This window comes from Aeromonas sp. sif2416, assembly GCF_019218665.1.
In the GTDB taxonomy this organism is placed as follows: Bacteria; Pseudomonadota; Gammaproteobacteria; order Enterobacterales; family Aeromonadaceae; genus Aeromonas; species Aeromonas encheleia.
The window spans coordinates 77248-89465 of record NZ_JAHUXC010000003.1 but is presented as its reverse complement, the minus strand read 5'-3'; the positions used below and the strand labels follow the sequence as shown (position 1 = coordinate 89465).

Below are 12218 nucleotides of genomic sequence, written 5' to 3'. Positions count from 1 at the left end.
ATCCCCGACTTTCCATGCAAGGATGAAGAGATGTTACGGATATTGGGCAAGGCCTCGTCAATCAATGTGCGCAAAGTGCTTTGGACCTGCGCCGAAATAGATCTCCCTTTCGAGCGAGAGGAATGGGGTACTGGCTTCAAACCGACTGATACCCCCGAATTCCTGGCGATGAATCCGAACGCAATGGTGCCGGTCATTCAGGATGGTGGTTTCACACTGTGGGAATCGAACGCCATCATCCGCTACCTGGCCTCGCGCTACGGTAACGCCACTCTCTACCCAACCGAAGCTCGCGCGAGGGCCATGGTCGATCAATGGATCGATTGGCAATCGTCGGACTTGAACCGGTCTTGGAGCTACGCATTCATGTCGCTGGTCAGGCATTCACCCTTGCATCAGGACAGCCGGGCACTCAGCGCAGGTTGTGCGGATTGGTCCAGATACATGCAGATCCTGGATCGGCATCTCCAATCAACGGGGGCTTATGTGGTTGGGAACAACTTCTCGCTCGCAGACATCCCCATCGGTCTGTCAGTCAACCGCTGGCTAGAAACGCCATTTGACCGTCCATCACTGCCGGCAGTGAGTGACTATTACCAGCGATTAGGTCGTCGGCCTGGCTTTCGCCTGTATGGCTGTAACGGAACGCCATAAGGTGAGTAGAGCGGGATGGAGTCGGCAGATCTGAATACTGCAGGTTGGGCTGGTGTTACAAAGACCAACCTGCACACACAATCTCAGCCCTGCGCATCCGGCTGATTGGCGGGGGCGGCCTTGATAAAAGCCTGCAACTGCTCGCAGTTGGCGACGATGCGGGCAATGGTGGGATAGTCATCCAGCGTCATGTTGTAACGGCGGGCGTTATAGACCTGAGGCACCAGCATGCAGTCGGCCAGGGTCACCTCGTTGCCGACGCAATAGACACCGGCAGTGGTCATCAGCAGCGGCTCCAGGGCCTTGAAGGTCTCGTCAATCCAGTGGCGATACCAGGCATCACGCGCCGTCTTGCTCTGTCCCAGCTCCTGCTCCAGATAGTTGAGCACCCGCAGATTGTCCAAAGGGTGAACGTCGCAGGCGATCATGTTGACGATCTGGCGCACCCTTGCTCGCTCCTGGGCGGCCGAGGGCATCAGCGGATGGGCGGGATAGGTTTCGTCGAGGTATTCCATGATGGCGACCGACTGGCCGACCTGCACCTCGCTGTCGATGAGAAAGGGCACCAGCCCCTGCGGATTGATCCGGCGGTAAGCCTTCTCCTTCTGCTCGCCCTTGCCCAGATGCACCGGGTGCTGCTCATAACTCAGTCCCTTGAGTTGCAGCACCAGGCGCACCCTGAAACTCGCCGATGAACGCCAATATCCAAACAACTGCAGCATAACTCTGTCCCTCTTACGCTGGCGGACGGCGAGTGGCGAACGAAAATCGGCAGGTGGCCACCACCTGCCGTCTCCCCCGCCGACTCCCCCGTCGGCCACGGCTTCCTTAGCTCGTCTGGCTGGCGCCTCCTTGCGTGACGCGCTGCAAAATGGTGCCAAACAGACTCATTCCATTGCGATCCAGCATCGCGATGGACACTGTATCACCAAAGCGCAGGAAGGGTGTAGTGGCCTGACCTGACTCGATTATTTCCAGCATGCGCAGCTCGGCGAGGCAGGAAGATCCGGCGCTGCGGTCATAGTTGGAGACGGTGCCTGAGCCTATGATGCAGCCCGCCCCGAGCGGCCGGGTCTTGGCGGCGTGGGCGACAAGTTCATGGAAGTTGAAGGTCATGTCCACCCCCGCGTTGGGGGCCCCGAACAGGCCACCGTTGAGGTGGGTCATGAGCGGCAAGTGCACCTTGCCCTCCTGCCAGTCGCTGCCCAGCTCGTCCGGGGTGATGGCCACCGGCGAGAAGGCGCTGGAGGGTTTGGACTGGAAGAAGCCAAAGCCCTTGGCAAGCTCACCCGGGATGAGGTTGCGCAGGCTGACGTCGTTGACCAGCATCAGCAGCTTGACGTGGGTGGCTGCGGCCTCCGGGCTCGCCCCCATGGGCACGTCGTCGGTGATGATGGCCACCTCAGACTCGAAGTCGATGCCCCACTCCTCGGATCCCATGACGATGGGGCCACGGGGGGCCAGGAAACTGTCGGAGCCGCCCTGGTACATCAGGGGATCGTGCCAGAAGCTGTCCGGCATCTCGGCGCCGCGGGCCTTGCGCACCAGCTCCACGTGGTTGACGTAGGCGCTGCCATCGGCCCACTGGTAGGCGCGGGGCAGCGGGGAGAGACAGGCCGCCTCATCGAACGGGAAGGCCTCGGGGCAGGCACCGGCGTTCAGCGCCTCATAGACGGCGGCAAGCCGCGGGGCCGTCTCGGCCCACTCATCCAGCGCCCCTTGCAGGGTGGGGGCGATCGCGGTGACCCGCACCGCCCGACTCAGATCACGGCTCACGACCAGCAAGGCGCCATCGCGCTTGCCATTGTTCAGGGTTGCCAGTTTCATAAAAGTCCTTATTTGCCGCTGTGGTCGGGGGTGAGTGCCGGGCGCAGCCAGCTGTTGACGTAGCGCGGGTTCTCCACCCCCTCGCACAGGCTGCCGACGCTCAGGGCGTCGCGGGTGTCGAGCATCACCGCCACCTCGTCGGTGAAGGTCTTGGCATGGGCACGGCCGGCCGCGAACGCCTTGGGATGCGGGCCATGGGTGAAGCCGGCGGGATGGAAGGTGACCATGCCCCGCTCTATGTTGTCCCGGCTGAAGAAGTCGCCGGCGTGGTAGAACAGCACCTCGTCAAAATCGTCGTTGCTGTGGTAGAAGGGCACCCGCAGGGCGCCGGGATCGCTCTCGATGGGGCGCGGCACGAAGGTGCAGACCACGAAGCGGCTCGCCACGAAGGTGGAGTGAGCCGAGGGCGGCAGGTGATAACGGTGGCTCATCAACGGGCGGATGTCGCGCCAGTTGAGGCGCACCACGCAGAGATCCCCGTGCCAGCCCTGAGCATCGAGCGGGTTGAACGGCCAGCTGATGACCGACACCTGATCGTGACGCTTGACCTGCAGCGACCAGGGATTCTCATCCTGCTGGGCCAGGAAGGCGTCGTCGATGGCGGGCACGTCCAGCGCCGCCGGATCGAAGATGGCGTGCTGACCCACCAGCCCTTTGTCCGGCAGCTGATAGCTGTCCCCCGTCGCCTCTATCATCAGGATGAACAGCGGCGCGGTCGGCTCGATGCGCCACATGGTGCCACGGGGGATCACCACATAGTCCCCGTCCCTCAGGGTCAGATGGCCGTAATCGCAGTAGAACTCCCCGCTCCCCTCGTGGATGAACAGCAGCTCGTCGCCGTCGGCGTTGCGCACCAGAAACGGCATGGTCTCGTGCAGGCGCCAGATCCGGTAGCGGCAGTGGGCATTGTGCAAAATGTCCGGCATCACCCAGGGGGAGAGGGAGCTCACCTCCTCCTGCAAGCCGTTGAGATCGAACGCCCGCGGCCGCAGCGGCCCCTCCCAGTTGATCCAGTCGGTGGGGGCATGCTTGTGGTGCATGTGCGTGGCGGGGCCGAAGAAACCGGCCCGCCCCAGTTCGCGCTCATAGATGGCCTGCTCGGGCAGATCGGCATGAGCCTGGCGGGAGTGGGTCCCCTCCCGGTGGGGGAAACTGATCCAGTTACGCATGGCTGAGTACCTCGTATGAAATGAATACCGCTCGACGGTCTCGCATCCCGTTACGCATCGCTGGGCTCACCGCTCAGCACACCACGGCGGATCTGGTCCAGCTCGATGGATTCGAACAGTGCCTGGAAGTTGCCCTCGCCGAAGCCTTCGTTGCCCTTGCGCTGGATGATCTCGAAGAACACCGGGCCGATGACGGTGTCGGTGAAGATCTGCAGCAGGATGCCATCCTTGGTCGGCGAACCGTCGATCAGGATGCGCAGCGCCTTGAGCGCCTCCAGATCCTCCTGATGCCCCTCCACCCGGCTGTTGACCTTCTCGTAGTAAGTCTCCGGGGTCGGCATAAAGCCGGTGCCACGGCCACGCAGGGTGCGGATGGTCTGATAGATGTCGCCGGAGGCCAGGGCTATGTGCTGGATCCCCTCCCCCTTGTACTGGCGCAGGTACTCCTCGATCTGGGACTTGTCGTCGGAGGATTCGTTGATGGGGATGCGGATCTTGCCGCAGGGGGCCGTCATGGCGCGGGAATGCAGGCCGGTCAGCTTGCCCTCGATGTCGAAGTAGCGGATCTCGCGGAAGTTGCCGATCCGCTCATAGAAGTTCGACCAGAGATCCATGTTGCCGCGCTGGACGTTGTGGGTCAGGTGATCGATCTCGTACAGCCCCGCATCCACCTCGGCCATGCGCGCCTGCCAGTCGGGGTAGAACACGAAGTCCACCTCGTAGATGGAGCCCTTGTCACCGTAGCGGTCGACAAATGACAGGGTGCTCTCGCCGATGCCGTAGATGGCGGGGATGTTGAGCTCCATGGGCCCTATCTTGCCGACGAACGGCTTGGCCCCCTTGCCGATGGCATGTTGCTGGGCCTTGCCCGCATCCGCCACCCGAAACGCCATGCCGCACACGCTAGGCCCGTGCAGGCTGGCGAACTGCTCGGCCTGGGAGTGGGGCTCGGCGTTGACCACGAAGTTGATGTCCCCCTGGCGGTAGAGCCAGCACTGCTTGTGCTTGTGCTGCGCCACCTCGGCGAACCCCAGCGAGACGAACAACGCCTTGAGGGCGGCGATGCCCTTGGGATCCGGCGCCGTGTATTCGACGAATTCGAAGCCATCAGTGCCGAGCGGATTGATGGTGTGGGAACGGGAAGAGGAAGTGGTCGTCATGATGCGCTCCTTGCGGCGCTGCCCTGTGGCAGCTGCCATGGCCAAACCGATGCAGATCCGCGCTGGGGGATCTGGTGTTAACAACTTGTTTCATTAGAGGCAGCGGGCGCGCAGAAGAGAAGAGGCGGGATGACGATAGTTTTTCCGGTTACCCCGTCAAAGATGTAAATGAATTATGACATTGAAGGCGCAGCCTTGCGGGGCAACCCATGGCGACCCGCAGGGCTGTCAGCCCTGGCTTACAGCCGCCACTGTCTGGGTTCGATATGGGGCAGGTGCTCCCGCACCCGTTGCAGGCGAGCGGAGCTGGGATTGATGAGCCAGGCCTCTGCCCCCAACGCCAGCAAGGGCAGATCGTGCGGGCTGTCGCTCAGGGCCAGGGCGACCTCGAGATCCAGGATCCGCGGCAGTATCTTGTGTTGGCCATGACAGTAAAAACGCGGCATCAGGCCACCGAAGCGGTAGTGCATCCGCGAGCCGATGATCCGGTGCGGCATGCCTGGCAACTGCCGATGAAGCTGGCCACGCACCAGGGCGCGGGGGCTGGCGGAGAGCACCCAGCAGCGCTTGCCCTCGGCCACCAGCAAGGCGCGCGCCTCCTTGAACAGGCCAGGGCGGGTACGGCAATAGTCCCGCACCAGAGCGCGCCAGCCGAGGGGCGAGAGCCCCAGGGTGATGGCCCACCAGATGAGCGAGATCCCCCGCCGCCGCTGGTTCGGCAATAGATAGACAAGCCCGCCCAGCGCGATCACCGGTAGCAGCAACAGCGGCCAGCGACGGCGGCGCAGTATGTAACGAAGCAGGCCGGCGTGGCTGTCGCCCGGGGCCAGGGTGTCGTCAAAGTCCGCCAGGATCCAGCCCGTGGGCAAGGCCCCCAGCTCGTGGCTCATTCGCTCAGCCCGGCGATGGCGGCATGGAGTTCGGGGGTGAGAAACTCGGCCCCCTCCTCCGGCGGGCAGATGAAATCGAAGGGCGCACCATCCAGGCAGAAACTCAGCCGCCAGGCATGCAGGTAGCCGCGATCCGCCGGGGTGCCGCCGTAGCGCTCGTCCCCCAGGATAGGCGCCCCTATGCTTTTCAGGGCGACCCGGATCTGGTGGGTCTTGCCGGTCTGGGGCTTGATGCGATAGAGCCGCAAGCCTTCGCGCACCGGGCAGGAGTCGAACCAGCTGATGGCGGGATTGTCCAGGCTGCGTGCCAGCATCCAGCTGCCGCCTCGCCCTTTCTGCATGTCGCCCTTGACCCAGCCCTGCTTCTTCTTCGGCTTGCGATCCGAGAGCGCCAGGTACTGCTTGCTCACCCGCCGCTCGGCAAACGCCATGCTGAGCGCCCGATTCGCCGCCGGGGTGCGGGCCAGCAGCAACAGCCCCGAGGTCATCTTGTCCAATCGATGCACGGGGTAGAGCTCCAGCCCGGTCTCGGCACGCATCAGATTGATCAGGCCGGGCGCGCCCGCCTCATCATGCATACCAAGGCCTGGCCCCTTGTTGATCACCATAAAATCTTTCTGCTGCGACAGTATCCGGTACATCTAGAACCCTTTAGAATGACATTTATTAATAAGTTGTGATCGGGCGACTGGCCACACCCCATGGACCTTCAGCACAAGAATCGCACGGATGAAGAGATGCTTGCTTTGGCTGCTATTGCTCGTTGCCAGTTCCCCCCTCCAAGCCGGTGAGCGCTCGCTCGACTCTCCCGATCGGGTAGTCCTGCAGCTGCGCTGGCTGCACCAGCCCCAATTTGTGGGCTACCACATGGCCAAGGCCAAGGGCTTCTATGCCGATGTCGGCCTGGATGTCGAGATCCGGCCGGGTGGCAAGGGAATAAGCCCGGTACAGGAGGTGCTGGCCGGGCGCGCCGATTTTGGCGTCGGCAACACCGAGGTGCTGACCAGCTATGCCCATGGCGAGCCCCTGCTGGCCCTCGCCAGTGTCTATCAGCACTCCCCCTCGGTGTTCCTGGCCCGTCGTGACAGCGGCATTCTCACCGTTGCGGACATGAGGGGCAAACGGATCATGATGTTTCCCGGCCATCAGGATGCCGAGCTGCTCGCCACCCTCTACTATCAAGGGCTGCACGAGCGCCAGCTCACCCCCATTCCGACCTCGGTCAATATCGACGATCTGATCGAGGGCAAGGTCGATATCTTCAACGCCTATCTCAGCAACGAGCCCTTCTACCTGGAGGAGCGAGGCATCGCGGTCTCCATCATCAACCCTCGCAACTACGGCATCGACTTTTACAGCGACATCTTGTTCACCACCCAGGCGCAAGAGCGGATCGACCCGGCGCGGGTGGAGCGCTTTCGCGCCGCCAGCCTGAAGGGGTGGCGCTACGCGCTGTCCCATCCGGCGGAGGCCATTGCCCTGCTGCGCAAGGAGTATGGCGTCAACCGCAGCCAGGCTCACATGGAGTACGAGCTGCAGATGAGCAAGGAGATGATACAGCCGCTCTATGTGGAGATCGGGTATATGAATCCGGACCGCTTCGGCCACATCATGGAGCAGCTGACGGAAATAGGCCTCATCCCGCGGCCCCTGCCGCTGGCAGACTTCCTCTATCAGGCCCCCTCGGAGCAGTGGGCATTCTGGCGCCCCTGGTTCTTGCTGAGCCTGGCCGTGGGCGCCCTCATCCTGCTGCTGAGCATCTACCTGCTCATCAACAACGAGCGACTCAACCGGGAAGTTGCCCTGCGCAAGCTGCGAGAGCAAGAAATATTACAGCTGGCGCGCCAGGATCCGCTCACCGGGCTGCCCAATCGCCTGAGCCTGATGGAGCAACTGGAGCTGCAGATCCAACACCCCGATCCCGGCTGCCTGCTGTTCTGCGATCTCGACAGCTTCAAGCAGGTCAACGACAGCTACGGCCACAGCTGTGGCGATGCCCTGCTCTGCCAGCTGGCGGAGCGGATCAATCACAGCCTCGGCCACCGACGTTTCTTCGCCAGGCTGGCGGGGGATGAGTTCGTGCTGTTGCTGCCCGACCACGACAGCTGGCAGGCCGAAGAGGTGGCCGAGGTGATCCGGCTGGCCATGATCCCGCCCTTCGAGGTCAATGGCCACTCCCTGTCGGTCGGGATCAGCGTGGGGGTCAGTCCCTACCAGGCCTGCTGGAGCGCGGAGCAGTGGCTGATCAACGCCGATCAGGCCATGTATGGCGACAAGGGCATAGTGCTGGAGAAACAGCGGACCCTGGGTTGAGTCGCCCCTCCCGGGCTTTCTCGTCACCAATCCATGCAGTCCTCATGCAACAAGGCCACCCTGGGGTGGCCTTGTTGCATTTTCTGCATTGAGACGGTCCCCGAGTCAGCCGAAGGTCTGCCCCAGAGACTTGAGTTGCCGTGCCTTGGTGAGCAGGATATCGCTCGATTCGTTCACCACCTGCATCTTGCTGCTGTTGGTGTGGGAATGCTGGGAGATGACGTTGACGTTCTGACTGATGTCCTCGACCACCACCTGCTGCTGCACCGCCGCGGCCGAGATCTGGGTCGAGAGCGCCACCACCTGCTCAATCTCCGTCAGCACCTGCTGCAGGCTGTCCGATCCCTGCCGGGTCAGGGCCACGCAGGACTGGGTCTGCTGCAGGTTCTTCTGCATCATCCCCTTCCAGTCGTTCAGGGTGCGCTGGATCTGCCCTATGCTGCCCTGGATCTGCTCGGTCGCCTTGTGGGTACGGGTCGACAGGGTGCGCACCTCATCGGCCACCACCGCGAAGCCGCGCCCCTGTTCCCCCGCCCGCGCCGCCTCGATGGCCGCGTTGAGGGCCAGCAGGTTGGTCTGATCCGCTATCCCCTGGATCTCGTTCATCAGCACCCCGATGCGCTCCGACTCGTCGGCCAGCGCCACCGCCGCACTGAAGGCGTGCTCGGCCTGGGTGGCCAGCTCGGTGATGCCCTGCTGGGTATCCCCCAGCTGCCGGTCGGTGTGCAGGCAGTGCACCTTGGCCTGGGCTATCTGGCTATCCGTATCCTCAATGTTGCGGGCTATCTCGTGGGCCGTTGCCGCCATCTCCGTGATGGCCGCCGCCACCTGCTGGGTCTGGATATCCTGCTCGGCGATGTCGGCGCTCGCCTCACTGGAGGCCGTCTTGAGGTGCACGGCCAGATCCTGCAGGGAGAGGGTCGCATCCTCCACTCGCCCCAGCACGGTCCGGATCCGGGCCTGCAGCAGCTTGATGTGGAAGTCCGCGATAGCCTTGGGCTCATTGCCCGAGTAGATGAGCCGGGTCAGGCTGTCATACTCGCTGGCCAGCTGGCGCAGGTAACGGGGGGTGCCGATCAGCTCGTGGCGATAGAGCAGGACAAGCCAGGCCAGCGGCAGCAGCATAAACAGCGGCCCCCAGGCGCCCAGCAGACGGAGGCTCCCCCCGAGCATCGCCAGCAGCCCGAGCAGGGCCACCCCATGGCGCACCCAGCGGCCCAGGGCGACACCGCCGCGGCGCTCCCCGCGCTCACTCGCCTTCAGCCTGGTATAGGTGCGGGTGGCAATGGCCTTCAGCTCGGGTTCGGCGCGGCTGCGCACCGACTGGTAGCCACTGATCCTGCCCTGCTCGAAGATGGGGGTGACATAGGCATCCACCCAGTAGTAACGGCCATCCTTGCAGCGATTCTTGACCATGCCGCGCCAGGGCTTGCCCTGTTTCAGCTTGCCCCAGAGATCGGCAAAGGCCGCCTTTGGCATGTCCGGATGGCGCACCATGTTGTGATGCTGACCTATCATCTCCGCCTGGCTGTAGCCCGCCACCCGGCAGAAATTTTCATTCGCGTAGGTGATGACACCCCGCATATCCGTGGTGGAGACCAACTGCTCATGGGCGGAAAAATCTACTTCTTCATCAACGAGATGACTCTGCGTCTTACTCATGGCACACGCCTTTTGTGTTAAAACTCAATTAGCGTAGTCAAGGCGATTGACCCCGACAATAAAGGCCCTCATTCCGTAGGGAAACTGAGGGCCTTTCTGTTCATTTCATGACGCTGCGCTCAATTTTCCCTGGTCGCGCTCAGCTCCTGCTCCCGGATCAGCTTCTTGTTGACCTTGCCGACACTGGTCTTGGGGATCTCCTGCACGACCCGGATCTGGCGCGGAATGGCCCAGCGGTTGATGCGGCCGCTATCGACGAAGTGCTGCAGGTGGGTCGCGATGGCTTGTTGATCCAGGTGGTTCCCCTCCTTGCACACCACCAGCGCCAGCGGGCGCTCGCCCCACTGCTCGTCCGGGATCCCCACCACGGCCACCGCGTGAACGGCGGCGTGGGCGCTGATGAGATTCTCCAGCGCCAGCGAGCTTATCCACTCACCGCCGGTCTTGATCACGTCCTTGATGCGATCCTTGATCTCCACCGTGCCGTGGGGATCGATGGAGGCCATGTCCCCGGTGTGCAGCCAGCCGCCCTGCCAGAGCTCGGCGCCCTTTTCCGGCTCCTTCAGATAGCCCTGCGCCAGCCAGGGGGCGCGTGCCACTATCTCCCCCATGGCCTGGCCATCGTGCGCCACCTCCCGGCCCTGCTCATCGATGATGCGCAGATCTACCAGCGGGATCGGGGTGCCGGTACGGATCCGCAGGGGGAGCTGCTCCGCCATGGGCAGCGCCAGCTCCTCCTCGCTCAGATGGACCACGCACAGCAGCGGGCAGGTCTCCGACATGCCATAGCCGGCGTGGATCAGGATCCCCTTGCGGTGTGCCTGGGTGGCCAGCCCCAGCGGCAGGGCACTGCCCCCCAGCAGCATCTTCCAGCCCTCAAACGAGGTCTGTCTGGCCTCCTCGCAGTCGAGGATCATCTGCAAGATGGTCGGCACGCAGTGGGAAAAGGTCACCCCCTCCTCGCGATAGAGGCGCACCAGCTTGTTGGGCTCATAGCGGCCCGGATAGACCTGCTTCACCCCGAGCATGGTCGCCACATAGGGCACGCCCCAGGCGTGAACGTGGAACATGGGGGTGATCGGCATGTAGACGTCATCGGATTGCAGCAGCGACTGACCCGCGTGGGCCGCCAGGGTGCCGAGCTCGTTGAGGGTGTGCAGCACCAGCTGACGGTGGCTGAAATAGACCCCCTTGGGATCCCCCGTGGTGCCCGTGGTGTAGAACAGGGTGGCCACCGACTGCTCATCGAAATCGGGGAAGTCGAAGTGACAATCCGCGTCGGCCAGCAGTGCCTCGTACTCGCCCTGGCTGGGCAGGCTGGTGGCCTGAGCCTCGCCATCGGTGAGCTGGATATAGCCGCGCACCGTGGGGAGCGCGCTCTGGATGGATTCGAGGATCGGCAAGAAGTCATCGTGCACCAGCACCAGGTGATCCTCGGCGTGGTTCATGGTGTAGGCGATCTGCTCCGGCGAGAAGCGCACGTTGACCGTGTGCAGCACGGCGCCAATCATGGGCACCGCGAAGAAGCACTCGAGGGAGCGGTGGCTGTCCCAGTCCAGCAGGGCGACGGTGTCGCCGGGCCCGACCCCGGCCGCGGTCAGCATGTTGGCCAGGCGCTGGATACGCTGGTTGAGGGTGCGATAGTCGTAGCGCAACCTGTCTGCGTAGACGATCTGCTGATCGGGGTGGTAGCGCACTCCCGACAGTAACAGACTCTTGATCAGCAACGGATAAGCATGGGCTCCCTGCGCTGGCGGTATGATCCTGGTCTTCACCATATTCACTCCTTGCGATTCATATGCTCAATGCGATGACTGACGAAGGGGGCATCCCTCCCCCCTGTGAACTAACCTTGCCTGCGCCGCGCCTGCCGCTCAGGCATCGAGACTCAACAACAGGGCCTCCGCCTGGGGCCAGGGGCCGAAGCCGCTGGCCGGGTTGAGGTGACCCACCTCCCCGATATCGACCAGCTCACTCCCCCAGTCGTGGGCCAGGGCGCGCACCGCATCCTGGCTGGCCAGGGGATCGTTGCGGCTCATGGCCACCAGACTGGGAAAGGGCAGGCGCGTGCGGGGTAGCGGGCGCCAGCCACCGTCCGCCATGGCTTGCGGGCTGGGGTAATGGGCCGGCCAGCTGGCGTCCAGATCCGGTGGCGTGACCAGCAGCGCCCCCTTGATCGCACCTTGATGGCGCGCGGCCCAGTGCGCCGTCATCAGCACCCCGGCGCTGTGCGCCACCAGGATCACCGGCCCCTCTATGGTCGCCAGCGCCTGCTCGATGGCGTCGACCCTGGCCTGGCAGCTGAGCTTGTCCGAGGTCAAAGGCGGCACCGTATGCACCTTGGCCAGACGGGCCGCGAGCAAGGTTTGCCAATGATCCGATACATGGTCACGCAGGCCGGGCACGATCAATACCGTGGCCCTGGTGTGCAATTTATTCATCTCACTCCCTCATGCTGGCTCGGCGCGGGCCAAGCGATTGAGAGACACAGTAAGGCGCCCCGCCGCCGGCTGCTTTACCTTGGGTGCCATGGGCTTGTCATT

At 63.4% G+C, this 12218-nt stretch carries 11 protein-coding genes; 2 read left to right on the top strand and 9 right to left on the bottom strand.

The window, feature by feature from the left end; genetic code table 11:
• The first annotated feature begins 30 nt into the window (after positions 1–30).
• Positions 31–654, top strand: a complete 624-nt coding sequence (locus tag KW821_RS06640) for a glutathione S-transferase family protein (RefSeq protein WP_218290879.1) — start codon at positions 31–33, stop codon at positions 652–654.
• A gap of 83 nt (positions 655–737) precedes the next feature.
• On the opposite strand, the gene maiA is transcribed toward KW821_RS06640, so the two are convergent.
• The 6 genes from maiA to KW821_RS06610 form a co-directional block, all read right to left on the bottom strand.
• Positions 738–1376: a maleylacetoacetate isomerase gene (gene maiA / locus KW821_RS06635; RefSeq protein ID WP_218290878.1), complete on the bottom strand. Its 639-nt coding sequence runs from the start codon at positions 1374–1376 to the stop codon at positions 738–740.
• 106 nt (positions 1377–1482) lie between these two features.
• Positions 1483–2481, bottom strand: coding sequence for a fumarylacetoacetate hydrolase family protein (locus KW821_RS06630; protein ID WP_042652463.1), 999 nt, complete (start codon positions 2479–2481; stop codon positions 1483–1485).
• An 8-nt stretch (positions 2482–2489) separates the two neighbouring features.
• Positions 2490–3650, bottom strand: coding sequence for a homogentisate 1,2-dioxygenase (locus tag KW821_RS06625; protein WP_218290877.1), 1161 nt, complete (start codon positions 3648–3650; stop codon positions 2490–2492).
• 50 nt (positions 3651–3700) lie between these two features.
• Positions 3701–4810 carry a 4-hydroxyphenylpyruvate dioxygenase gene (hppD, locus tag KW821_RS06620; protein ID WP_218290876.1) on the bottom strand — a complete coding sequence of 370 codons (1110 nt, stop codon included), beginning with the start codon at positions 4808–4810 and terminating at the stop codon, positions 3701–3703.
• 239 nt (positions 4811–5049) lie between these two features.
• The gene (locus tag KW821_RS06615; RefSeq protein WP_218290875.1) at positions 5050–5700 is read right to left on the bottom strand and encodes an HAD family hydrolase; all 651 of its coding nucleotides are present in this window, start codon (positions 5698–5700) and stop codon (positions 5050–5052) included.
• Positions 5697–6341: a TIGR01621 family pseudouridine synthase gene (locus KW821_RS06610; protein ID WP_218290874.1), complete on the bottom strand. Its 645-nt coding sequence runs from the start codon at positions 6339–6341 to the stop codon at positions 5697–5699. Before KW821_RS06610 ends, KW821_RS06615 begins: the two co-directional genes overlap by 4 nt.
• Before the next feature lie 88 nt (positions 6342–6429).
• Between KW821_RS06610 and KW821_RS06605 the strand changes: the two genes are divergently transcribed.
• Positions 6430–8013 carry a GGDEF domain-containing protein gene (locus tag KW821_RS06605; RefSeq protein WP_218290873.1) on the top strand — a complete coding sequence of 528 codons (1584 nt, stop codon included), beginning with the start codon at positions 6430–6432 and terminating at the stop codon, positions 8011–8013.
• Positions 8014–8118: 105 nt separating this feature from the next.
• On the opposite strand, the gene KW821_RS06600 is transcribed toward KW821_RS06605, so the two are convergent.
• The 3 genes from KW821_RS06600 to KW821_RS06590 all read right to left on the bottom strand — a co-directional run bounded on the left by KW821_RS06600 (position 8119) and on the right by KW821_RS06590 (position 12116).
• The gene (locus KW821_RS06600) at positions 8119–9675 is read right to left on the bottom strand and encodes a PAS domain-containing methyl-accepting chemotaxis protein (protein ID WP_218290872.1); all 1557 of its coding nucleotides are present in this window, start codon (positions 9673–9675) and stop codon (positions 8119–8121) included.
• Positions 9676–9794: 119 nt separating this feature from the next.
• The gene (locus tag KW821_RS06595; protein ID WP_218290871.1) at positions 9795–11453 is read right to left on the bottom strand and encodes a fatty acid--CoA ligase; all 1659 of its coding nucleotides are present in this window, start codon (positions 11451–11453) and stop codon (positions 9795–9797) included.
• Between the two features lie 96 nt (positions 11454–11549).
• Positions 11550–12116 carry an alpha/beta hydrolase gene (locus KW821_RS06590; RefSeq protein ID WP_218290870.1) on the bottom strand — a complete coding sequence of 189 codons (567 nt, stop codon included), beginning with the start codon at positions 12114–12116 and terminating at the stop codon, positions 11550–11552.
• Positions 12117–12218: the final 102 nt, after the last annotated feature.